Origin of the sequence: Acinetobacter gyllenbergii CIP 110306 = MTCC 11365, assembly GCF_000413855.1 — a bacterium.
Classification (GTDB): Bacteria; Pseudomonadota; Gammaproteobacteria; order Pseudomonadales; family Moraxellaceae; genus Acinetobacter; species Acinetobacter gyllenbergii.
The window spans coordinates 127,001-152,045 of the sequence record NZ_ATGG01000020.1; the positions used below are offsets into that span (position 1 = coordinate 127,001).

The following is a 25,045-nucleotide window of genomic DNA, read 5'->3' on the forward strand; positions in this document are numbered from 1 at the left end:
AGTCGAATTCCTTAAGCTTGTTCTACGTCTAGAGCTGGAGCATGGGTTTTAACCTTAGCTTCAAACTCGTTACGGAAATATTTAAGTGCGCCCATAAGCGGCTCCATCGCACCCGGTGCGTGAGCACAGAAAGTTTTACCGATCCATAATTTACGCGTCAGTTCTTGTAAATGATCGATATCTTCTTTCTTACCTTCGCCTGTTTCCAGTGCTTTAAGCGCTTTCACTGCCCAAGGTAAACCGTCACGACATGGTGTACAGAAACCACATGATTCACGCGCAAAGAATTCTTCTAAATTACGTGTTGCAGAAACCATACATTGGCTTTCATCCACCACCATGAGTAGACAAGTTCCTAAACGAGAACCTGCTTTCATGATCGTCTCTGAATCCATTGGCAAATCAATGTGTTCAGCCGCCAAGAAATCCGTTGATGCACCACCCGGTAACCATGCTTTCAAGGTTAAACCGTCGCGCATACCACCCGCATGTTCTTCAATCACTTCACGCGCAGTTGTACCAAATGGTAGTTCCCAAAGACCTGGGAATTTAACTTTGCCTGATGCACCATAAATCTTGGTGCCTGGATCTTTCGACTTACCTGCTGAAAGATTGATATACCACTCAGGACCACGCAACATGATTGCTGGCAAGTTATTGTAGGTCTCAACGTTGTTGACAATCGTCGGACGACCCCATGCCCCTGCAACTTGCGGGAATGGCGGTTTGGTACGCGGATTGGCGCGGCGACCTTCAAGCGAGTTGATCAATGCAGTTTCTTCACCACAGATATAACGACCTGCGCCGGTGTGAACATGCATATCAAAGTTCCAGCCTGTTCCAAGGATGTTGTCACCCAAGTAACCTTTGGCACGGATTTGCTCTAATGCTTCATTTAAGTATTGAGCTGCTTCGACATATTCACCACGAATGAAGATATAACCTTGAGTTGCTTCTAAGGTATAACCTGCAATCAGCATGCCTTCGATCAATTGATGAGGAAGTTTTTCCATCAACAAACGGTCTTTAAAGGTACCTGGTTCCATTTCATCGGCATTACAGATCAAATAGCGTGGGCCACCATCATTTGGCGCCATCAATGACCATTTAATTCCCGCTGGGAAACCTGCACCACCACGACCTTTGACTGTCGCAGCTTTAATGACTTCAAGCACATCTTTTGGTGGCATGCTCAAGGCTTTTTTAAAGCCAGCATAACCTTCTAGTGCTTCGTATTCATCGGCAGCACGAACAAACTCTTGTTTGCTCAAACGCCAAGTCAATGGATGCGTTTCTGGGTTACCGTCGCCATAAATTGGTTTTGGTTCAGTATTCATACATACTTCTCCAATAACTGTTTAACTGATGACACGTCCACGAGGCCGTGCGTATCTTCATCAATCATTAAAGTTGGACCTTTATCGCAGTTGCCTAAACAGCAAATTGGGAGCAAGGTAAAACGACCATCTGCTGTGGTTTGTCCATACTGGATACCCAACTCGCGCTGGAACGCTTCTGCCAAAGTTTCTGCACCCATCAAGAAGCATGCAATTGAGTCACACAATAAAATCACATGGCGACCAACCGGTTGACGGTAGATACGGTTATAGAAAGTTGCAACACCTTCCAGATCCGCCACACTCATACTCAACAACTGTGCAATCGCATTCATTTGTGCATCATCAACCCAACCATTACGGCGCTGTACACACTTCAAAGCATCCAAAGAAGCCGCACGTGGGTATGGGTAATGATCAATGTGATGTTCAATGTCATGAATTTCGTCCGCAGTCAAAATTCCTTCAACATTCACACGTGGTTTTTTATCAGTCAAAATCATCATAATCGTTTACCCCTAGCGATCCACGTCAGCCATAACCACGTCAATGGTTGCCAAATAAATGATCAAGTCAGAAACCAAACTGCCGTTAATCACTGAAGGCATTTGCTGTAAATGCGTGAACGTTGGTGTACGAATACGGGTACGATAGCTCATGGTTGACTTATCAGAAGTGAGGTAATAGGTACTCGCACCCTTCACCACTTCCGTCATAAATGAAGACTCGCCCGCTGGCATTACAGGACCCCAAGAGACGCTTAAGAAGTGCGTAATCAAGGTTTCAATATCTTGTAATGTCTTATCTTTCGGTGGTGGAACTGCCAATGGATGATCCGCTTTATATGGACCAGACGGCATGTTGTCCAAGCACTGCTGAATGATTTTTAATGATTCAGTGATTTCACGGAAGTGAACCAAGACACGTGCGTATGCATCGCCTTCATATTCCACTGGAATATCAAAGTCGAAGTTTTCATAACCACTGTATGGACGATATTTACGAACGTCAAAATCAATACCCGTTGCACGTAAACCTGTACCTGTCACACCCCAAGCCAACGCAGATTTCGCATCGTATTGCGCAACATTGCGAGTACGACCGATAAAGACTGAGTTTTTAAGTGCCGCAGTGTAGTACTCGTTCAAACGTTTCGGCATCCATTCCAACAACTCTTTCACTAGCTTTTGCCAGTTGTTTGGAAGGTCATGCGCGGTACCGCCGATACGGAACCATGCTGGGTGCATACGGTAACCCGTAATCGCTTCAACGATGTCATAGACTTTTTGACGGTCTGCGAACATATAGAAGACTGGGGTCATACCGCCCGCATCCTGAATCGCTGTACCACAGAATAATAAGTGGTTATTGATACGGAATAACTCGTTCAACATCACACGAATCACTTGTGCACGCTCTGGAACTTTAATACCAGCAAGCTGCTCAACAGCCATCACATATGGCATGTTTTGCGCACAACCACCGAGGTAGTCAACACGATCGGTATACGGAATGAATGAATGCCAAGTTTGACGTTCAGCCATCTTTTCCACACCGCGGTGGTGATAACCGATATCAGGCACACAATCTTTAACTTCTTCACCGTCCAACTGTAACACCACACGGAACGCACCGTGCGCAGATGGATGGTTCGGACCCAAGTTCAGGAACATGAAGTCTTCGTCATCATTACCGCGTTTTAGACCCCAGTCTTCTGGGACAAAGCGTAAGTGTTCTTGTTCGAAATCTTGCTTCGCTTGGTCTTGCATATACGGGGTATATTCTGTCGCACGGGCAGAATATTCTTTACGTAACGGATGACCTTCCCAATAGGTTGGCAACAAAATACGACGGAGCATTGGATGCCCAGCGAAATCGATACCAAACATATCGTAAGCTTCACGCTCGTACCAGTTGGCATTAGGCCAAATATTGGTTGCGGTTGGGATGCTTAAATCATTTTCATTCAATGCAACTTTAATACGAATATCACTATTACGCTCAAGCGATAACAAGTGATAGAACACAGTAAAGTCAGATGCTGGCAAACCGTCACGGTGAACACGTAAACGCTCATCGACCGCTGACAAGTCAAACAACATCACATAAGGACGTTCCACTTTACGGAGGAACATAAGGACTTCTTGCACGCGTGCGCGCTCAACCCAGACTGTTGGAAACTCTTCAAAAGTCGCCTGCACATAGAAGTTCTCACCAAACTTGGTTTTGAGCTCTTCTACGATTGCAAATGCTGGGCGTGAATCAACTGGAGTTGATTCTGGCATAGCAATGTCAGTTTCAGCCATTGGCTTGGCTTCCTATTTAATACAAATTTTGTCAATTTTCCCGACGACCATATTCATCATGAAATATGTCAAAAATTCATCGTTAAAATTATTTAATTTCATCCATAGAGCGTAGGTTTTTCACCGCAATACGTTCCGCATTTTTACGGTCACGTTCTGGCATCATCTTTGGCTTATACACAGGCTGAAGATCATCACCAATAACCGCTGAAAGTGGACGGCGCTCAAGTTGAATTTGGTCTTGCAATAACATCAATGCTTGGATTAATGCTTCTGGACGTGGTGGGCAACCTGGGATGTACACATCAACAGGAATAATTTTGTCTACACCTTGAACCACTGAATAGATGTCGTACATACCACCTGAGTTAGCACAAGCACCCATTGAAATGACCCATTTAGGCTCAAGCATTTGTTCATACAAACGTTGAATGACAGGCGCCATTTTGACAAAGCATGTGCCTGCAACAATCATCAAGTCTGCTTGACGTGGTGAAGCACGAATTACCTCGGCACCAAAACGTGACAAGTCATGCACACCTGTTAATGTGGTTGCATATTCAACGTAGCAGCATGATGTACCAAAGTTAAATGGCCACAAAGAGTTTTTACGCCCCCAGTTCACTGCTGTATGCAACACATCTTCAAGACGTGTCATCATCACACTTTTATTCACTTCTTCCTCAAGTGGATCAGTGACGATTTGACGATCTTGTAATGGATATTGATCGGCATCCGGATTCGCACGGGTTAAAGTATATTTCATCCCGACTTACTCCTTTTCAAGTAATGATGTAGTCGGTGTTTTAGATTTAACACGACCAGAAGACTGTGCTGGAATATGACCAGTAGGATCGACAACTAACTCTTCAATGTTATTGAATCGCGTAATGTCTGCAATGTTCATATTTGGCGAACCGATTTTGGTCTTCACGCCAGCTGCTTTACGACGATCTGAAGGTGCCCAGTTAAGTGCGCCGGTAGAAAGCTCATAAATCAAACCAATCAATAAAACCAAAATAAAGACGGCAGCCGTTGCAAAACCCACCCAACCAACTTCACGAACTGAAGTTGCCCAAGCGTAGAGATAGAGGGCTTCTAGATCGAAAACCACAAAGAAAATTGCAACTAAATAGAACTTGGCTGACAAGCGGATACGAGCACCGCCCGCACCAACTACACCTGATTCAAACTGCTCTTGCTTTGCACGTCCCCATGCTTTACCCCCGAGGAGTAAGGGAACTGTCAGCATAAAAACGCAAAGAAATGTAACGCCGATCACGAAGGCAATTATTGCCCATTCGTATGGAGTAATGGCACTCATGCGGGGATAACTCCTGGCAGGCCTATTTTTAACAAAGAATGTATGTATTGGCCTTCAAATACACCAAACACAAAATTAATCCCGCCAATTGTACCTGATTTCTAATTTCTCATGCTAGTTGAAGCGCTTTAGTCTTTCGGATGATTTTGTCCTTAAATTTACAGATATATCCAAGATCATGGTTAATTCACCCCTAAAAATCGAATTATCTAATCAAGAACAGCATGTTGATCATTTTTTTCTTTATTTAGGCCTTAAAAAACATTCGTGTTTTGAGCCACTGCCCCAATTTATTGCAGCACGAACTAAATCATTGCATTGATACAAATTTATGATGAAAATTTAAGCAGAATTTATATAATAGCGCGACCTTCTCTCCCCTACAGAACCATGTCCGAATGCCCCAAGCTCATGCAGCATTAAAACCACGCTCGCTGTTACAATTATTCCTACTCTTTGCGGGGGTGATTCTGCTGTGCTGCCTACTTGGCATCGCCACCAGACACCTGACTTTTCTGGCCTCTTTTTGGCCTGCAAATTCGGTGTTACTGGGTTTACTGATTCGCTTTCCACAAACTCGGCACCCGATCAGCTTTATCGGGGCAATTGTCGGCTATCTACTTGCTGATGCCTTGCAAGGCACCCCTCTCTTGCTCAATATCTGCTTGAACTCTGCCAATTTGCTCTATGTCATCACCACACTGACCCTGTATATCAAATTTAATGCCTTTATCCGCTCACTGCATCACGGTTATTTTTATCTCTTTCTATTCAGTTTCTGTTGTATCGGCGCTTTGGCCAGCTCGTCATTTGCAGCGCTGACCCTGCCTTTACTCAACACCAAATTCGCGCTCGGTTCATTCTGGACTGATTTTGGCTATTGGTTTACTGCTGAAATCCAAAATGCCTTGTTACTGCTCCCTGCGATGATCAGTGCACCGCATTTCGCCGAGTTTAAACAACAACTGAAAGAATTTAAAACCCAGACCGTGCAAGAAAGCTTGCCCTTATTTGCGGTCATTTTTTCGATTGCGATTGGCTACTACGATGCAGGCCCCGGTTCACTGCTGTATCCGATTGCCGCCCTAATTTGGTGTGCTTTGAGCTATCGTCATTTTTCAGTGGCCGTTATTACCTCAATCAGCTGCGCCTTTGTGATTTATCATGTCTCACAAAACTATCTGCTGCTTTACCCCGAACAGTTTTTAAATAATGCTATCTCAATCCGCCTTGGGCTGATTATGATGACCATTGCCCCGCTCACGGTTTCCAGTATCAATATGGTACGATCCAAGCTGATTCAAGAGCTGCAGCACACCATCGCCCATGATGAACTGACTTCCAGCCTGACCCGACGCCAATTTTTGCAATCGGTGCAACTGTTTCAGCAACAAGCAACCCACACCGGTCAAACAACTGCTTTTCTGATGCTCGACATTGACCACTTTAAACAGGTGAATGACAGCTATGGACACCAGATGGGGGATCGTGCCTTGCAAAGCTGTGTACACACCATTCAAAGCCTGCTTAGACCACAAGATCTGCTGGGCCGTTTAGGCGGCGAAGAGTTCGCCATCTTTATGACCGATACTGATGCCGACACAGCTTATCTGTGTGCGGAAAAAATTCGCCTGCAAATCAGTCAAACCCCGATTGAATATGCAGCGCAACAGACCTTTTCGATTCAAATCAGTATCGGTGTTTGCATTTGTGAACCTGAAAATCAGCATTCAATTGAGCAACTATTTAAACAGGCCGATGATGCGCTGTATCAAGCCAAGCGACTGGGTCGCAACCAAGTTGTCATTTCGACATAATATGTTGCAATTCAGCTAAATACTTTAATTATCTTTATACACAGCAGCGCGAATAGATGAGTATTCTAGAATGAGCACAAAAGGAGAAAAACATGCATCTAGAATACACACACGACTCGGATTATTTCTTTTTTTCACAACTGCTGATGCGTCATATAGAAAGTTATGTTCGAAAACATCCAGATGCTGATAATGCGATTTTTGATTTAAGAGACATCTACGAAGTATTTAGAGAGGATTTTGCGGCAACCACAACCAATCTAGAAAGTATTTTGAATATTGCAGACAGCTATAAAGTCGAAACTTTAAATGGAGATCAAGCACTCATCAAAGGCTATAAAATTGATATTAAAAATAATGCCCTACTGATTGATTTTAATGCGGATGCATTGCAAGGTCTGCGCTCAGGCAAACCCCTGATTGAACCCGATCCATCTGTTCATGAGTAAGCAGCGATAAAACAAGGTCATTTAAAAACCTGATTTAGCCAAAGCATTGCGCTTTGGCTTTTTTATTGCTGCATATAAAAAAGGAATGATCTGCACCATTCCTTTTTACTCGGTTGTTATTTCTTAATCACTTGCTTATAACGCTTGGCGGGCCAGGTCATAATAAAGCGCGCGCCACCCAAGTTTGGACTTTGATCGACTTGAATGGTACCACCGAACCAGTAAGCAATTCGGCTGACAATCGACAAGCCTAGACCATAACCGCCCGAAGCACGGGTCCGACTATCATCCAAGCGAGCAAAAGCTTCAAAAATACGACTACGCTCTTGCTCTGGAATTCCTGGCCCGTCATCTTCAACGCAGACATAGGCATTACCATCGGCACGAATCCCACCACTGATCCGCACCTTATGATCACAATAACGGACCGCATTACCGACCAGATTCTGCACCACTCGGTGTAGATAACGGCGCTCTGCATCCACCTTCAAGGCCAATGGTGGCGCAATCAATTCAATTTCTTTTTGCGTCTTCAGCGCTTCGGTTTCCATTGCGACTTGGTCAAGTACCTCAACCAAGATAATGTCTTCAAAATCTAAAGATGGCGTACCTTGTTCCAACTTGGCATAGGTCATGATCTCATCAATCAAGGTATTGAGCGCTTCAATATCCTTATCGATCATATCCACCTGCTGAATTCGATAATTATAGTCGTCTTCTTCTGCCAACATTTCCATACCAAAACGAATCCGCGCCACAGGCGTTCTAAGCTCATGCGATACCGCACGCATCAACTCGCGCTGTGCTTCAATCAGGCGCTGAATATGATCGGACATGTTGTTATAACTGGAGGCCAAGTTTGCCATTTCATCGCTGCCCTCAATCGGGACACGCAAAGACAAATCACCAGACTTCATCTTATTCAAAGCATAACGAACCTGACGAATTTTACGTTCTAATGGCAAGATCAGACCGTAAACCCCCAAGCTCAACAAGAACAAGCTAAACAAGGTAATGCCTGCAGAAAGCTGGAATGGCATCCAATTGAACATCGGCACAGGGCCTAAAATCAGTACTTGTGCAGAATGATTCGGCATTGGCGAAACAATGGAAATGGTGGTGCCGCGTACTGTGGCACTGTCTTTATACAGCAACACACTTTGATCTTGACGCAAACGACCAATCTGCTCTGAATCCAGATTGATATCTTTAATATCGGCAATTTCAATTGGGTAATAGAAATGTTTTTTGATTTTGTCTAAATATTCCCGTTCCTGCCCTGGATAAAAAATTAAATAATCCAGTACAAAAATCGGCAGCGCCTTCATTTGGCGTTCGCCAATTTTGTCGACTTTGATATAGAGGAAATGTTTAGGATCGTCTTTTAGACCGATAATAATATAGCCGATGCCATTATTGGCATCATACCGAACCACTGACTTTTGTTCAGCAATACGTTTTTTCTCAGTACGAGACAGTTCTACCCGTTCCGCATCCACATAGTAGATCGGCAATTCCAGCAAATCAGAAGCATCGGAAATCCAATCTAACTTTTGTTGCTTTTCTGGCTGACGAGACACCCCTTCACTAATGACATAGGAAATACCATCAGTAAGAGATTCACGATATTCTTGCGCACGTTGATAGTTAATGATCTGCACCAGCAAATAACAAAATGCGGCAACCACAACAACCAAAACCACCAAACCAGCATAAATACGCAAGAATATGCTGTTTTTTAGTACTCGACTTACCATTGGGTAAATAATTCCAAGCTAGTGAACACCTCTCCCTAAACAACCACGCTGCACAGAGCTTGCTATCAAGGGAAAAGCCCCCTGAGATCAGGAGGCTTAGCGTGTTTAGATTCCGTTGGTTTCTTTAACGAATAAATAACCCTTACTACGTACAGTTTTAATACGTTTTGGATTTTCTGGGTCATCACCGATTTTTGGACGGATACGTGAAATACGCACATCAATCGAACGGTCTTGGCCATCGTACTCGATACCACGTAAACGCTCGAAAATATCTTCACGAGACAGGATACGACCTGCATTCGACGCCAATAACCATAACAAGTCATATTCAGCGCTAGTGAAGTCAACCAACTCACCATTTAAAGTCACTGAACGACCACCGTTATCAATCACCAGATCATCAAATTCGATACGTTGTGCCACTTCGTCTTCTACTGTTTTGTCAGTGCGACGTAATAAAGCACGAATACGCGCTAGCAACACACGTGGTTGAACTGGTTTTGCAACGTAATCGTCTGCACCCATTTCCAAACCAAGTACCTGATCCATATCTTCTGTACGTGCAGTCAACATTAGAATCGGTTGATGATAATGTGGACGCACTTCACGACAAACGGTCAGACCATCTGCACCCGGTAACATCACATCAAGAACCACTAAATCTGGTTGCTCGCTAATAATGCGACGGATTGCACGATTACCATCAGTTTCGACTCCAACTTCTAAACCGTTACGAATCAAATACTCTTGTGTTAAACGTGCTAAGCGCTCATCATCTTCTACGATTAAAATCTTCGGTAACTTTTCTTCTTGGCTCATTTGTTGCCCCTAAAATCTGAGTGAATCCATCTATAAAAATCTGATAGATACATTGGTTTATGTTTTGCAATATACACACGTTTACATTGTAAACAAGTAGCCGTTCACCAAACTGATACACGCTTACCCTGTTTTGTTATCTTTTTATTAAAATTATGAATTTTAATATATTTTTCAGAAATATATGCATTTTCCGACAGGATGAATATTTAGTATAGATTTTGTGCCAATGTTAAACAATTTGTTTCTTTATTCGCCCAAAACAATTTAAGTGTCTGTTTTTTGAGTTATCCACAGAGTTATCTATAAGCCTTTTTTAACGGCTTTGATATGCTATGTGACTGTGATTTCAGCAGTTAAGACATGAAAAAAAAATTACTAAAATGTCAAGGATTGATCTACTCCAAAAAATCCCGTATCTTGTGTTGAAAATAAACTTTAACCACTAAGTATTGTGTTTATCCCTCAAACATCGTGGCATACTTTTTGCTCGATTCAAACGGTCAATGAACATAAAAATAGATGATAATGGAGCTATGCTGACATGAGCATCATCACTTCTACTCCTGGCCAACTTCAGGTCATTAAGCGCACCGGTGAGATTGCGACATTTAATGCCGAGAAAATTTCTGTTGCGATTGGGAAAGCATTTTTAGCTGTTGAAGGTCAACAAGGTACGGATTCAAGTCGTATCCATGACCGTATCACGCAACTGACAGAAATGGTTATGAACACCTTCAATCGTCGCCTACCGTCTGGTGGCACGATTCATATCGAAGAGATTCAAGACCAAGTTGAATTGGCATTGATGCGCACAGGCGAGCAAAAAGTTGCCCGCGCCTATGTGATTTATCGTGACCAACGCGCAAGTGCTCGTCAGCAAACTGGTGCGAACCATCACCCTACCCTACAAATTACAGATGCCAATGGTCAGCTCCAACCGTTGGATTTGGATGCGCTTACCGCAACCATCCAAACTGCAAGTGAAGGTCTAGAAGGGATTGATGTTCAAGCCATCCTTGATGAAACCGTAAAGAACTTATACAACGGCGTAAAAGAAAGCGATATCGCGACCACCATGATGATGGCAACGCGTACCCGTATCGAACAAGAGCCAAACTATACTTATGTGACTGCACGTTTACTCAGTAGCGAATTGGTCAGCACGGGTCTCGAGTTCTTAGGTCTGCCAGCAGAAACCTTGGAAGGCGACGCTTTAGAAACTTTCTTGAAGAAAGGGATCGAGCTTGACCTGCTTTCTGAAGACTTGTTGAACTTTGACCTTGCTAAATTGGCTGCTGCGATCAAACCAGAACGTTCAAACCAATTCACTTACTTAGGTCTACAAACTTTATTTGACCGTTACTTCATCCATTCAAATGGCGTGCGTTTTGAATTACCACAATTATTCTTTATGCGTGTGTCGATGGGTCTGGCACTTAACGAAGAAAATAAAGAAGACCGTGCAATCGAATTCTATGACTTATTGTCTAGCTTCGACTACATGGCATCTACACCAACGCTATTTAACTCAGGTACTTTGCGTCCGCAATTATCAAGCTGTTACTTGACCACCATCGGTGATGACCTATACGACATTTATGGCGCAATGCGTGATAACGCAATGTTGTCTAAATGGGCTGGCGGTTTAGGTAATGACTGGACACCAGTTCGTGCCTTGAACTCATATATCAAAGGCACTAACGGTAAATCTCAAGGTGTGGTTCCTTTCCTTAAAGTTGCCAACGATACAGCCGTTGCTGTCAACCAAGGTGGTAAGCGTAAAGGTGCAGTCTGTGCATACCTCGAAACTTGGCACTTGGATGTTGAAGAATTCCTAGAGCTGCGTAAGAATACTGGTGATGACCGTCGTCGTACTCACGACATGAACACAGCGAACTGGGTGCCTGACTTGTTCATGCAACGTGTATTTGAAGATGCTGAGTGGACATTGTTCACCCCGTCTGAAACACCAGACCTGCATGATTTAACGGGTGCTGAATTCGCTGAGCGTTATGCGCACTACGAAGCAGTCGCAAAACAAGAAAACATGCTGCATAAGAAAGTCCGTGCCAAAGACTTATGGCGCAAAATGCTTTCGATGTTGTTCGAAACTGGTCACCCGTGGATCACATTCAAAGACGTATGTAACTTACGTTCACCACAACAACATGTGGGCGTGGTTCACTCTTCGAACTTGTGTACAGAAATCACTTTAAACACCAACCAAGATGAAATCGCGGTATGTAACTTAGGTTCGATCAACCTTGTACAACACGTTCAAGGTGGTGTATTAGATCGTGAGAAACTTGCGCGTACAGTGAAAACTGCGGTGCGTATGCTCGATAACGTGATCGACATTAACTACTATGCCGTGCCACAAGCGAAGAATTCAAACTTGAAGCACCGCCCTGTGGGTATGGGAATCATGGGCTTCCAAGATGCATTGTATGAAATGAATCTTGCTTATGGTTCAGATGCAGCGGTTGATTTCGCTGATGAATCAATGGAAGTGATCAGCTACTACGCCATCGAAACCTCAAGCAACCTTGCGCTTGAACGTGGTGCTTACTCAACATTCAAAGGCTCATTGTGGGATCAAGGGATCTTGCCAATCGACTCTTTAGAAATCGTTGCAAAATCTCGTCCAGAGCGTATGTTCGAAGTGGATCGCACGCAACGTTTAGACTGGGATACTTTACGTACTAAAGTTCAAAAAGACGGTATGCGTAACTCAAATGTGATGGCGATTGCACCGACTGCAACCATCTCTAACATTTGTGGCGTGTCTCAATCGATTGAGCCAACGTTCCAGAACTTGTATGTGAAATCGAACCTTTCTGGTGAGTTCACCGTGATCAACCCTTACCTTGTTCGTGCATTAAAAGAACGTGGTCTTTGGGATACCGTCATGGTGAATGACCTGAAACACTTCGAAGGTTCAGTTCAAAAGATTGCGCGTATTCCTGAAGAATTAAAAGCAATCTTCGCGACTGCATTTGAAGTGGATACTCGCTGGATCGTAGATGCTGCGTCACGTCGTCAAAAATGGATCGACCAAGCACAGTCATTGAACCTTTACATCGCTGGCGCGAACGGTAAGAAACTTGACATCACCTATAAGATGGCATGGTTACGTGGTCTTAAAACCACCTATTACCTCCGAGCTTTAGGTGCAACATCGGCTGAGAAATCAACCATCAATACTGGCGCACTCAATGCAGTTAAACCAGCATCGGTTGAAGCGCCTGTGGTTGCGGCAGCACCAGCGGCAGTTGTGGCTGAGAAGAAACCTGAAACTGCGGTTGAAGAAGATGGTTTCACGACAGCAGCACCAGTGCCATTGGCGTGTTCAATTGACAACCCAGACTGCGAAGCTTGTCAGTAATTTTATTCCTCTCTCCATAAACTCCCTCTCCTTTTAGGAGAGGTGAAGAGCGACTAAAGCGCCGCGAGAGAGGTTCCTATAGAGGCATCGATCATGTTCCATCTCAGTCATAATTATCAATTTGGTGTGATTGTTCTGATTTGTGCCTTTCTAGTGTTTTATATCCCCCTCGTTTACGCGTTTTTTAAAATACGTAGACAACAGCGTAATCAAAATAAGTCTTAGGGATTGTCAGTGTCCATTGGTCACTTTTAAAAACTCAATCAATAAAACTTAATTTTGCTTACACAAATTGAGCGTATAGTAGGACATCTCCTTGCTTGAGATGTCTAAATAAAAGATATAAAGCAACGAAGAGAGAATTGATATGTCTATCCTTAGTTGGGACGATTTTGAAGATGATTCGCAAAAACCGACTGCACCTGAACACAAGTCTGCGTCCATCGACACGCAAAAAACGGTTAATACGCAAGTGGTATCTGATTCAGAGCAATCATCGCCGCGCGTGGCAGCTGCACAACCCGCTGGAACCAATTCCGTGCGATCAACAAATCCCACCGATTCGTTGGCACGAGCATCTGCTGCCTTAGAACACTTAGATGCTGCACCTGGCTTGGAAGAGCTTGAAATGGGTGCACAGCGTGTACAGGTTGATGATAAAGCAATGATCAACTGTCGCGCTGACTTAAACCAGCTTGTTCCGTTTAAATACGAGTGGGCTTGGCAGAAGTATCTTGACGGGTGTGCAAACCACTGGATGCCGCAAGAAGTCAACATGAACCATGATATCGCGCTTTGGAAGTCTGAAAATGGCTTAACTGAAGATGAGCGTACCATCATCATGCGTTCTTTGGGTTTCTTCTCGACTGCGGACTCATTGGTTGCAAACAACTTGGTATTGGCGATCTACCGTCACATTACCAACCCTGAATGCCGTCAGTACATCTTGCGTCAAGCATTTGAAGAAGCGATTCACACGCATGCTTATCAATACTGTATCGAATCTTTGGGTATGGACGAAGGCGAAGTCTTCAACATGTACCGCGAGATTCCAAGTGTTGCGCGTAAAGCATCGTGGGGCTTGAAGTATACTCAATCTTTAAGTGATCCTACTTTCAACACAGGTACGCCTGAAAACGACCAACGTTTATTGCGTAACTTGATCGCGTTCTATTGTGTTCTTGAAGGGATCTTCTTCTACTGTGGCTTTACTCAAATCTTGAGTATGGGTCGTCGTAACAAGATGAACGGTGTTGCTGAGCAGTTCCAGTACATCTTGCGTGATGAGTCTATGCACTTGAACTTCGGTATCGACATGATCAACCAGATCAAGATCGAGAACCCACATTTGTGGACGGCTGAGTTCCAAGAAGAAGTGATTCAAATGATTCTTGAAGGCACGATGCTTGAGATCGAATATGCGCGTGACACCATGCCACGTGGTGTATTGGGTATGAACGCAAGCATGATGGAAGAGTACTTGAAGTTCATCTGTAACCGTCGTTTAGCGCAACTTGGTTTACCTGAGCAGTTTGCTGGTGTAACTAACCCGTTTGCGTGGATGTCTGAGATGATGGACTTGCGTAAAGAGAAGAACTTCTTTGAAACGCGTGTAACGGATTACCAAACTGGTGGTGCGTTAAGCTGGTAAGTCAATAGAATCGTCACGCGACACATAAGTTGTCATTGATAAAAAATAGAGCCTAAGGGCTCTATTTTTCTTATATAACCTAAATTTTAGTCTCTAAATATTTACGTTATATAAGAAAAATAGACCTTTTAAAAAACCAAATAGTCTTAAAAGTTCAGTTTCTATTAAAAAAAATAGTAACCAAATATAAATCAATTATAAAAACAATAAATTACAGATAGATATAAAGAAAATAAAGAGATAAAATATATACAAGTTCAAAATATATTATTATTTGAGTAAATATTTAAATGTCAAAAGATAAACTTAAAAAAATCTGGAATGAAATAATAATAACTTATGCTAAAATTAAAGAAATTTATTTAGCTCCTCAAATAACCTCTACACATCAATATTTATCTTTAACACCAATTACTAACGCAGATGAAGATAATGCTTATTCTGATATGCTAAGATTTGCATTATCACAGAAGAAAACCAACAACATTGCTGTAACTGGACCATATGGTTCGGGCAAAAGTAGCGTGTTACAAACTTTTCAAAAAAATAATCCACAATGGAAATACTTAAATATATCGCTAGCAACATTCAAAGATCATTTAGAAATTGAAGACAATAATAAAGAAATTGAAATCGAAGCTATAGAAAAAAGTATATTACAACAACTCTTTTATTCTGTAGATCAAAAAACATTACCTCGCTCCCGACTAAAGCGAATAGTAACTGTTCAACCTAGAGAGCTAATTGCTAATACACTTTTTATTTTCCTATGGGCTTTTCTAACACTATTTATATTTTTTCCAGAAAGTATTCTTTTTGATAAGTTTAGTATATTGGCTAGTTCAGACGAACTAGCTCAAAAAACTATCTCATTATTATTCTTATTGTATTGCATAGTTGGATTATTCACTGGAATAAAATATATTGAAAAGCTTAAAGAACTTAAATTAAAGTTTCAAGATACCGAAATCACATTAAATAATGATCAAGTAGAGTCCATATTAAACAAGCACTTAGATGAAATTTTATATTTCTTTGAAAGAACAAATTTCGATGTAATCGTAATTGAAGATCTAGACCGTTTTGAGAATTCAGAAGTTTTTATTCGACTAAGAGAACTTAATACTCTTATCAACAATTCAAAACAAGTAAACCGTCCTATAGTGTTTTTATACGCTATTAGAGATAACATGTTCAAAGATAAAGATCGATCTAAATTTTTCGATTTTATCATCCCAATTATTCCTGTCATAAACCCTACAAATGCTTATGATTTGATTCGAAAAAACTATATTAACAAAGAAAGTGATAGTCAACTACACGTTGAAATTGAAGATATTTTCCTACATCAAGTCTCACTTTATTTTGATGATATGAGACTTGTAACAAATATTTTTAATGAGTTTAAACTTTATGTAAAAAAACTTAACAACCCAAATCTCAATAAAAACAAATTATTAGCTTTAATAATTTATAAAAACTACTACCCTGCTGAATTTGCAAACCTACACTCTAATAAAGGTGAAATATATGAAATTTTTACAATTAAAAAGAAAAATATCATTACTAGCAAATTAGAAAAAATTAAACAAGAAATTATCACTTTGGATGATAAAATCCAAGCATCCCAATTAGAAAAAATTCAAACCATCACAGAATTAAGAAAATTATATGTTTATGAAATCCTTAAAAGATATCCCAATATTACAGGTGCAAGTAATCACTATACTTATATTAGTAGCACTACCTATCTAGTAAAACTTAAAATTGGAGACACATATCTCGACCACAACAATCTCACAACTGATGCAAACTTCAACATTATTCAAAATTCAGAAAATATAGCGTGGTTTGTAGAGATTACAGGTAATAATAGACATACAAATATTGAAATTAAAAATAGTCAAGATATTACGTTTACTTTTAGAAATATTGAAAATATAGTAAACGCCACACTCTCATATACAGATAGAGAAACTAGAATTAAAAATCGCGAAATAACGAATCGTGAAAAGTTATTGGAGCAAAAACAAGGCTTAGTTAATAAAAAAAATAGTCTTCAGCTGAATACACTAAAAGAGTTACTCACTATAAACTCAAATGAAGAATTCTTTAAATCTGACAAACATCCACCTCTACTTCAATTTTTAGTTAGAGAGGGTTACATAGATGAGTACTATCCTGACTATATTTCATTCTTTATTGACAGTGTAATTAATATTACTGAAAGAGATTACGCACAACGTGTAATCAACCATATCAACTCAGAGTTTGACTTAACTTTAACTAATGTGGAAAAAATATTAGAAAAATATTTGACACCTAGACAGTTTTCACATGCAAGCATCCTCAATTTCAGTTTAGTTGATTTTATACTTAAGAACTATGATAAATTTAACGATCATTACAATAATTTATTCAAATTATTATCAAATCAGGATGAGCGTTCAATTCAGTTTATTTTCGAATATATAGATAGAGGAGAAAACTCATCCCTATTCATTAATGAAATAGTTAAAAGCTGGCAGACTTTTTTTGAACATATTCATACGTCAATGACAGACGAAAAAATCGAAAGCTGTCTTCTACTGATATTGAAAAATTTAGAAAAAGAAAATATTCCTTTACTTAATAATGATGACATTCTAAAAAACTATCTGTCTTCTAAAAGTAATTTTATCGAATACATCAAAGATGCCTATAGTACTGAGCAAGAAATTCTTAACTTTCTACAGCTTATTAAACCAATATTCGAATATTTGGATTGTAACAATCAAAATGATGTAAGTATATTTAATGAAATTTGTAGAAATGAATATTTTGAATTTAATGAAAAAATGATATTACAAATTATACGTATAAATAATGAAGATCAAAAAATTGATGAAATCCAAAATATTTTTGCTTCAAAGCCTTATGGTTTTTTACAAGACATTGCGCCAGACTACTTGAAAACTCAGGTAGAGCAATCAATCAGTAATTTCTTCAAAGAAGTGTATATTTCATCATCTAGAAATCTAAGTGAAAACTCAGACAACTTCATCAAATTAATTAATAATGAAGATTTAGATAATTCTCACAAAGAATGGTTAATTGAAAAAAATGAAGTCCAAATTTTTAATTTAAATGAAATTAAAAATAAATACTTATGGGGTCATATAATTAAAAACTATAGATTAATTCCAACCTGGAATTCAATTTTGCACTACTATGAAATTATTGAATCCAATATAGATAAAACTATGACTGATTACATAAACTCACCAGAAGTTCACAATAAGTTAATAGAGGAAAAAATTTCAGAGGCCAAGAACTTTGATAAACTTGGTGATATTTCTAAGAAGTTTCAAAGGGATTTATTAAAGGAGAACCGTTTAAATATTTCAGCATATCAATGCCTAATTAAATCTATCTATTTTACATACAATAATCTTGATATATCTCAATTATCAGAGGATAAGGTTTTATTATTATGCAGAAATAAAGTACTAGCACTAACTTGTGAAAACTTAGATAACTTGAGAAACAAAACTAAAAATTTGGTAATAGAATTTCTATTACCATTTCAAAATAGCTTATCCAGAAAAGTACCAGAAGAAATCGAATTATCTAACGATGAATTTGAACTTATACTAGCATCTAATAATTTCACGAATACATTTAAAAAAAATATCATTGATAAATTAAAAATAGATCTATTTTCAAAGTCTGAAAATATTAGAATATCAATTATAAAACTATATAAAAGTTTATCTTTAAAACTTCCACAAGAGTATCTCGACTTTTATTTTGAAAAATCAATTTCTAACACTAAAAATCTAGAACTACTTATAGACCAGATTAAATACTTGGAACATGAGGAAATTTCCAAATATCTAAAACTACTTCAAAATCCATATAATGAAATTTCAATAGTAGGTAGACATATAATTATATTAAATGACTTAAATAGTAAACTTTCACTTGAACTAGAAAAAATTAGTTTTATTCATAAAAAAGAAATAAAAAGATACAAGATAGCCCAAGATAAAATAGTTTTTTATACTAAATAAGAGAAAAGTCTATTCTTTATTAGTAATTAAAGAATAGGCTAATTTTCTAAAAATTTAGCTAAATCTTGCTCTAAAATACTTAACCAGTCGCATAACTCAATCATATCAAGTCGTCTTTCTAAAATCTCGACTTTAGAAACATAAGACTGGGGTTTGTTCAAACGATGCTCAAGCTCAACCTAAGTCACTTTTTTGACTCGCGAAGTTTTATATGTTTCTTAATTAGGTCTTGATACCTTGGATCATGTATTGAGCGCATAGCTCAATACCAGTTACAATTAAAAATATCCAAAAGTAGGATATAGAAGAATTAGAAAATATAATAAAAAATCCCCTCTCTTAAAACGAGGGAGAAAATTCTTTTATAAGTTTAAGCCCACGCTTTCCATCAAGAATATCAAATAAAAAATTAGTATATATTTTCCTAGTGATTCCTTTACGCTCTAAATCAATAATATTTTCATCTTCAGCCACTAATAAAATATAATTTAAATTACCAGACCTATCAAAAAATTCCTCAACATCATTACTATCAAATTTTTTCATCTCACTCTGGCAAAGTGGAAACACGTATAGATAGATTAAAAATGCTAATCCATACCTAAAATTTGCTAAGGGCAAAAATACACACATGACCAATAATATTCTGTAAATTGACTGACCTATGCTTAAAGCAATTTTTCTTTGATTTTGATCATCTGCAATTCTTAATAAAATGATCAAGGCCGCTAATGCATCCAAATTTGCTAAGCGCTCTAATCTTCTTAAGTTTTTTCTTATCTCTAAAACCGAAATTAACTCCTTTTGATCATTCACTGATTTAAAAATGATTCGTTGAACATCCCAAGAAAGTTGGTTGACTCCAATCTCTACGAGCCAACTCAATGGCTTACGTCCTCTTATCGCCTCCCATAAAACATGATTGATAATCCTTGCTGTCCCTTCTACATGTTGATTTACTTTACAAATAAGCTCGATGCCAGGCGTATGCCTTCCCAATTCATATTTTGTCCATTTATTGCGATGAAAACAATAACTCCCATCTTTTACAAAAGCTTCAGGTTCAAAGAACTTTTCTATCTGATAATTTGTAGGATTGGAGAAGTTTGTTTCTATATAGGCGTACCAAATAGTTGTACGAATAACATCAATCCAATCTCTTCTTAATCGTCTACTTCTTTTTTTTGTCTGCATGTTGCGGCGACCTCAACGCAACCATAATTAAATTATGATTATCTATTTAAAATTAAATGCTTATGCCAAAAAACTAGAGTAAACCTTAGCCACTCGGTTACTCCTGTTTTATTCTATTAAGAAGATATATGCTTTGGTTATGACGCTTTTAAGTTTTGCTATTCCATAACCATAAATTAAGTAATAAATAACAAATTTACTTAATTTATAAAAAACCATCTATCTGAGGAAAATCATGCAAGAAATAAAACCCCTTTTGGAACTGTTAAATCAACTTGACCCCTTACCAGCAAAGAATAGAGAAACTCGTTGGGAAGGCCTTACTCGACAAGGCTATAAATATATGGCTGCTATTACAGGCATCTTATTTTTAATATTAATTATACTAGCTGTATGGCATAAGACATCACCTTTTTCGGATCAAGGAAGAGAAATTGCTATATGGATTGCTATATCAACCATATTTATACCAACAATGTATATCATTATCGATATAGGCGTTGGTTTAGTATCTATATTTAAATTTAAATCGAGGAGTTTTGATTGGTTAATACTTGAAATTGCTCATGATAAAAAAGCAATCGAGTTATTAGCGAATTACAAAAAAGAAACTCTTTTAGAGGTGCAAGATTGGCTTCAGTTAAAATGCTCTCGACTCAATAATAGAATTTCAACTTTTATCGGAAACTCTGATAAATATGCTGTGTTTTCATTAATAGGCTTAGGCTGGTCGGTATGGAAAGAATTGTCAAAGGTGCCCTCTAATAATGGAGATATAGTTCAAACTTTATTATTGTATGGCGCAGCTTTTCTTACAGGAATTGCTTTAGGTTCAATGATTGTTAACTATCAAATCCAAAGATACAACTACCAGTTAGAACTTATAAAATTTGTATTAAAGCAAAAAAATTAAAATAATAACTGTTATGCCATTCAATGCTACAAAGAAAGGTTGCCAAGAGCAACCTTTTTTATTTATTAACTATCATTGTTGATTATCTCCCCACCAACCATCCCTCCAACAACTTCCCTTTATCCACTTTATTGCCACTCAACAACTGCACCATTGCCCCATCCACCAGAAACAAAAACATCTGTGCATCTGCTTTTCCAGTATGGATATCCGTCCTTGCCAACAACATATAAATTTCACGAATCAACCAGTTTCGGTACTCTACCACGATGTCATACGCCTTTGGATAACGGGTTTTAATTTCAAAAACTGCCCGAAACAATAAATGGTACATCCCTTCTACATCGGCATGTAAAAAGAAAATCCGTTTCAGCCTTTCACGCCCCGATAAGTTTTTATTGGCATAGAGAATTGAACGGACTTCTTTCTTCAGTGCCGTCCTCTGCAAGCTCAACGTCATTTCAACCAAATGCTCTTTGGAGTGAAAATATTTATAAAAGGTGCCTTTGGCAATTTGTGACGCATCAATAATCAGATCGACCCCGACCTGATGAAAACCATCTTGGCTAAACAACGCTTGTGAAGTATCCAAGACTTTTAAAGCACGATAAGTCAAAGCAAAAGGTGGCATATCATTTCCATGATTGAATAATTTTTTGTTGTTGCTCAAACAGATCAAGCGGCCATTTATGCTGCAATAAGCAAAAAAAAGGCGTGCAAAGACCCGATAAGACGGCCTGAGCGCATCTCAAGTTTTATTGTTGATATGATTTTTTAGTCGTGACGAAGTTACGCTTGAAAACCTAAGGGCAATCAAACGGTGTCAAAGACTAATTGAGAAGAATATAAAGACAGTGCATGGCCAACTCCTAAATCATTCGGAATACTGCCAAGACATAAAGATTATGGTGGCAGGGAGAAAGAGGGTTGACAGACTGAACCTAAGAATCAGCACGCCCGAAGGCGTCCCCCTTTCGCCCTACCGCTACAAAAGAGGGACGAACAAGTCTACATCAAAAAAACTAGGTTTTTCAATGCACTTAGGAAACGGTCTGTCAAAACCGGCTGGCGATGTAGGCCAGCGCTTAAAGAATAATCAGTGGGTCTAAGGGTGTCAATGCTACACTTTGGGCCAAATTAATTTTCTTATTATTTTTCAATCAATTAAATTATTTATTATTTTTAAATTATCATATAAATGTATTTTAATAATCAGCCAGTCGGCTTAAAGCACTCTGGTTTAAGCGACTTCGGTCTGCCCAACTTGGTGATAAGCACGGTTAAAATACACCAAGCTTTGATCATGTCCACTTTGTTGAACCGCCACAATACGACAAATAAAAATGGTATGCGTTCCCACGTCCTGAATCTGATCAATCTCGCAATCGAAATTCACCAAGGCATCATCCAAAACTGGCGCACCTGTTTCCAACGCTGACCAAGCACCGTGTTTAAAACGTTCTTCTGGACTCAATTTAGAGGAAAAGGCTTTCGAAATATGCTGATGATCTGCGCTTAACACATTCACGCTCAGGATTTTATTGTCGACAAAATGCACATGCGAACTCGAAGCTCGATTCATGCATACCAATAAAGTCGGAGGCGTATCGGTGACGCTACATACAGCAGATGCAGTAAAGCCGTAACGACCAGACATACCTGTGGTGGTAATCACACTGACCGCACTGGTAAGTAAAGACATTGCATCTCTAAAATCTGTTGCTTCAACCATCACTCTACTCCTCAATTAAACCCGAGCTTGGGGATAGTGCAAAGGGCGCACCTACTCGCCCTTTCCACCTCTCGACCTCAGTGCATTTTAGCCTTGCAGTTCTCGACGAATAATTTCTGCACCTGCACTCAATGCATTCAGCTTGCCACGCGCAACATCACGCGCCAAAGGTGCCATACCGCAGTTGGTTGATGGATACAGTTTATCAGCATCGACAAATTGCAGTGCTTTACGTAAGGTATCGGCAACTTCTTCTGGTGTTTCTACCGTGTTGCTGGCCACATCAATCGCACCTACCATCACCTTTTTACCGCGAATCAATTCAATTAGATCCATCGGCACACGTGAGTTGTGACATTCGAGTGAGATGATATCAAGTTTTGACTGCTGTAGCTTTGGAAAAGCCTCTTCATATTGACGCCATTCTGAACCGAGGGTCTTTTTCCAGTCGGTATTGGCTTTAATGCCATAACCATAGCAAATGTGCACCGCAGTTTCACACTTCAAACCCTCAAGCGCACGCTCTAAAGTCGCCACACCCCAGTCATTCACTTCATCAAAGAACACGTTAAATGCAGGCTCATCGAACTGGATAATATCCACGCCCGCCGCTTCTAACTCTTTGGCTTCTTCATTCAAGATTTTGGCAAATTCCCACGCCAGTTTTTCACGACTTTTATAATGTGCATCATACAACGTATCAATCATGGTCATTGGTCCTGGCAACGCCCATTTGATTGGTTGATTGGTCTGCTGACGTAAGAACTTGGCATCTTCCACAAAAACTGGCTTTTGACGCGATACCGCACCGACCACAGTCGGAACACTAGCATCATAACGATTACGGATACGCACCGTTTCACGTTTCTCAAAATCAACACCTGTCAAATGCTCAATAAATGTTGTCACAAAGTGCTGACGGGTTTGCTCGCCGTCGCTGACAATATCAATCCCTGCCACTTGCTGTTCATGCAAAGACAAACGCAATGCATCCTGTTTACCTTCAATCAAACCTTGCTCTTGCAGTTTCCACGGCGACCAAAGTTTTTCAGGCTCTGCCAGCCAAGACGGTTTCGGTAAGCTACCCGCAGTCGACGTTGGTAATAATATTTTCATCATCAATAACCTTATATTTTCAATAAATTAGTGCGCGTAACTTTTTTGCGAGTTGCTTTGTGCTGCATAACTGGCAGACCACTGTTCCAGAATGGTTTGATAAGGTTTGATAAATTGTTCTTCAACAAATTTGCCTTGTTCAATCGCCAAACGACTACGTTCTTCTCGGTCATAGACGATGCGAGTCAGTGAATAATCTTGGTTGCTCAAACTTGGTTGATAGGATTTACCTGCCACTGAATTGGCATTGTAAATTTCAGGACGGTAAATCTTCTGGAAACTTTCCATGGTGCTGATGGTGCTGATCAATTCCAAATTGCTGTAGTCCGCCAATAAATCCCCAGAGAAATAGAAGGCCAACGGCGCAACACTATTTGGCGGCATGAAATAACGCACTTTTAAGCCCATTTTCTGGAAATACTCATCCGTTAATGAATATTCATCTTGCAGATATTCCGTACCCAATACTGGATGTTGGTTTTCAGTACGTTGATAGACCTTGCTGCTGGAAACACTGAGGCAGATCACAGGCGGTTTTTTAAAGTTTGCCTTATAAGTCTCTGACTCAATAAAGCTCTTAAATAAGTTGCCATGTAAGTCGCCGAAATTCTCTGGTGTGCTAAATCCAGACTGGTTTTTATTATGCTCAAGCAATAACACACTGAAATCATAATCACGTACATAAGAAGAGAAGTTATTGCCCACAATACCTTCAATACGCTCATTGTTTTTTTGATCAACAATATTGGTTTTTAAAATTTCAATCAAAGGCAATGCATTGCTATCAGTACCCGCTTCAACCTTCATCTCAACAGAAATAATCTCAAGCTCGACCGCATAACGATCGCCTTCTGGATTATCCCAATGCGCCAAGGTATTGAAACGATTGTCGATCATTTTTAGGGTATTACGCAGATTCTCTTGGCGGCTTTGACCACGAGCCAAATTGGCAAAGTTGGTTGTAATACGGGTATTTTCTGATGGGTAATAGTTCTCATCAAAACGAATACTCTTGATCGTAAAATTAAATGCGCTACTCATTTTAATCCGCCACCCTAATTTCTGAGATAAATCTGAATTTCTGTATAGAGTGATTTATACCGTAATCATTAGCTGAATAAAAATGATTTAATCTAAGTCCAAAATGAATGAAATTCACGTTAAGAAATTTGCTGAGATGAAAATGG

The 25,045-nt window shown here is 39.6% G+C and carries 19 protein-coding genes and 1 pseudogene; 7 read left to right on the forward strand and 13 right to left on the reverse strand.

The features are described 5' to 3' along the window. Positions 1 to 11: 11 nt before the first annotated feature. From nuoF to ndhC, 5 genes are all read right to left on the reverse strand, one after another. A complete protein-coding gene (gene nuoF / locus F957_RS07335) occupies positions 12 to 1,337 on the reverse strand; it encodes an NADH-quinone oxidoreductase subunit NuoF (protein ID WP_016541637.1) in 1,326 nt (441 codons plus the stop codon). Then, the gene (gene nuoE / locus F957_RS07330; RefSeq protein ID WP_016541636.1) at positions 1,334 to 1,843 is read right to left on the reverse strand and encodes an NADH-quinone oxidoreductase subunit NuoE; all 510 of its coding nucleotides are present in this window, start codon (positions 1,841 to 1,843) and stop codon (positions 1,334 to 1,336) included. The genes nuoF and nuoE overlap by 4 nt, the downstream gene beginning before the upstream one ends. 12 nt (positions 1,844 to 1,855) lie before the next feature. After that, a complete protein-coding gene (gene nuoC / locus F957_RS07325; protein ID WP_004655448.1) occupies positions 1,856 to 3,643 on the reverse strand; it encodes an NADH-quinone oxidoreductase subunit C/D in 1,788 nt (595 codons plus the stop codon). 88 nt (positions 3,644 to 3,731) lie between these two features. Further along, positions 3,732 to 4,409, reverse strand: coding sequence for a NuoB/complex I 20 kDa subunit family protein (locus F957_RS07320; protein ID WP_004638049.1), 678 nt, complete (start codon positions 4,407 to 4,409; stop codon positions 3,732 to 3,734). Between the two features lie 6 nt (positions 4,410 to 4,415). Beyond that, the gene (gene ndhC / locus F957_RS07315) at positions 4,416 to 4,967 is read right to left on the reverse strand and encodes an NADH-quinone oxidoreductase subunit A (protein ID WP_016541635.1); all 552 of its coding nucleotides are present in this window, start codon (positions 4,965 to 4,967) and stop codon (positions 4,416 to 4,418) included. A gap of 398 nt (positions 4,968 to 5,365) precedes the next feature. On the opposite strand from ndhC, the gene F957_RS07310 reads away from it, so the two are divergent. Then, the gene (locus F957_RS07310; RefSeq protein WP_016541634.1) at positions 5,366 to 6,784 is read left to right on the forward strand and encodes a GGDEF domain-containing protein; all 1,419 of its coding nucleotides are present in this window, start codon (positions 5,366 to 5,368) and stop codon (positions 6,782 to 6,784) included. A gap of 92 nt (positions 6,785 to 6,876) precedes the next feature. Continuing rightward, positions 6,877 to 7,233 carry a hypothetical protein gene (locus tag F957_RS07305; protein WP_004655454.1) on the forward strand — a complete coding sequence of 119 codons (357 nt, stop codon included), beginning with the start codon at positions 6,877 to 6,879 and terminating at the stop codon, positions 7,231 to 7,233. Between the two features lie 116 nt (positions 7,234 to 7,349). On the opposite strand, the gene bfmS is transcribed toward F957_RS07305, so the two are convergent. Both bfmS and bfmR read right to left on the reverse strand, forming a co-directional pair. Then, positions 7,350 to 8,990, reverse strand: coding sequence for a sensor histidine kinase BfmS (bfmS, locus tag F957_RS07300; protein ID WP_016541633.1), 1,641 nt, complete (start codon positions 8,988 to 8,990; stop codon positions 7,350 to 7,352). A 105-nt stretch (positions 8,991 to 9,095) separates the two neighbouring features. Then, on the reverse strand, positions 9,096 to 9,812 hold the full coding sequence (bfmR, locus tag F957_RS07295) for a response regulator transcription factor BfmR (protein ID WP_004655457.1): 717 nt from the start codon (positions 9,810 to 9,812) through the stop codon (positions 9,096 to 9,098). A 544-nt stretch (positions 9,813 to 10,356) separates the two neighbouring features. Between bfmR and F957_RS07290 the strand changes: the two genes are divergently transcribed. From F957_RS07290 to F957_RS07280, 4 genes are all read left to right on the forward strand, one after another. After that, entirely contained in the window at positions 10,357 to 13,200 is a 2,844-nt protein-coding gene (locus F957_RS07290; RefSeq protein WP_016541632.1) for a ribonucleoside-diphosphate reductase subunit alpha, read from the forward strand. A 93-nt stretch (positions 13,201 to 13,293) separates the two neighbouring features. Next, positions 13,294 to 13,425 carry a hypothetical protein gene (locus F957_RS21240; protein WP_004655460.1) on the forward strand — a complete coding sequence of 44 codons (132 nt, stop codon included), beginning with the start codon at positions 13,294 to 13,296 and terminating at the stop codon, positions 13,423 to 13,425. Between the two features lie 142 nt (positions 13,426 to 13,567). Then, positions 13,568 to 14,851, forward strand: coding sequence for a ribonucleotide-diphosphate reductase subunit beta (locus tag F957_RS07285; RefSeq protein WP_016660440.1), 1,284 nt, complete (start codon positions 13,568 to 13,570; stop codon positions 14,849 to 14,851). 290 nt (positions 14,852 to 15,141) lie between these two features. Next, positions 15,142 to 18,903 (forward strand): YobI family P-loop NTPase, encoded by a 3,762-nt coding sequence (locus F957_RS07280; protein ID WP_016541629.1) that lies wholly within the window; start codon positions 15,142 to 15,144, stop codon positions 18,901 to 18,903. A gap of 38 nt (positions 18,904 to 18,941) precedes the next feature. On the opposite strand, the pseudogene F957_RS21935 reads toward F957_RS07280, so the two are convergent. Both F957_RS21935 and F957_RS07275 read right to left on the reverse strand, forming a co-directional pair. After that, positions 18,942 to 19,162 (reverse strand): annotated as a pseudogene (locus tag F957_RS21935) (helix-turn-helix domain-containing protein). An 80-nt stretch (positions 19,163 to 19,242) separates the two neighbouring features. Continuing rightward, positions 19,243 to 20,097 carry a hypothetical protein gene (locus F957_RS07275; RefSeq protein WP_016541627.1) on the reverse strand — a complete coding sequence of 285 codons (855 nt, stop codon included), beginning with the start codon at positions 20,095 to 20,097 and terminating at the stop codon, positions 19,243 to 19,245. A gap of 235 nt (positions 20,098 to 20,332) precedes the next feature. Between F957_RS07275 and F957_RS07270 the strand changes: the two genes are divergently transcribed. Beyond that, on the forward strand, positions 20,333 to 21,010 hold the full coding sequence (locus tag F957_RS07270) for a hypothetical protein (RefSeq protein ID WP_016541626.1): 678 nt from the start codon (positions 20,333 to 20,335) through the stop codon (positions 21,008 to 21,010). 82 nt (positions 21,011 to 21,092) lie between these two features. Here F957_RS07270 and F957_RS07265 read toward each other — a convergent pair whose 3' ends face one another. The 4 genes from F957_RS07265 to F957_RS07250 all read right to left on the reverse strand — a co-directional run bounded on the left by F957_RS07265 (position 21,093) and on the right by F957_RS07250 (position 24,899). Beyond that, positions 21,093 to 21,641 (reverse strand): TetR/AcrR family transcriptional regulator, encoded by a 549-nt coding sequence (locus F957_RS07265; RefSeq protein WP_016541625.1) that lies wholly within the window; start codon positions 21,639 to 21,641, stop codon positions 21,093 to 21,095. Between the two features lie 609 nt (positions 21,642 to 22,250). Then, positions 22,251 to 22,742: a flavin reductase gene (locus tag F957_RS07260; protein WP_016541624.1), complete on the reverse strand. Its 492-nt coding sequence runs from the start codon at positions 22,740 to 22,742 to the stop codon at positions 22,251 to 22,253. 87 nt (positions 22,743 to 22,829) lie between these two features. Then, complete coding sequence (locus tag F957_RS07255) at positions 22,830 to 23,858, reverse strand: methionine synthase (RefSeq protein ID WP_016541623.1); 1,029 nt, start codon at positions 23,856 to 23,858, stop codon at positions 22,830 to 22,832. Between the two features lie 27 nt (positions 23,859 to 23,885). Then, on the reverse strand, positions 23,886 to 24,899 hold the full coding sequence (locus tag F957_RS07250; RefSeq protein WP_016541622.1) for a DUF1852 domain-containing protein: 1,014 nt from the start codon (positions 24,897 to 24,899) through the stop codon (positions 23,886 to 23,888). Positions 24,900 to 25,045: the final 146 nt, after the last annotated feature.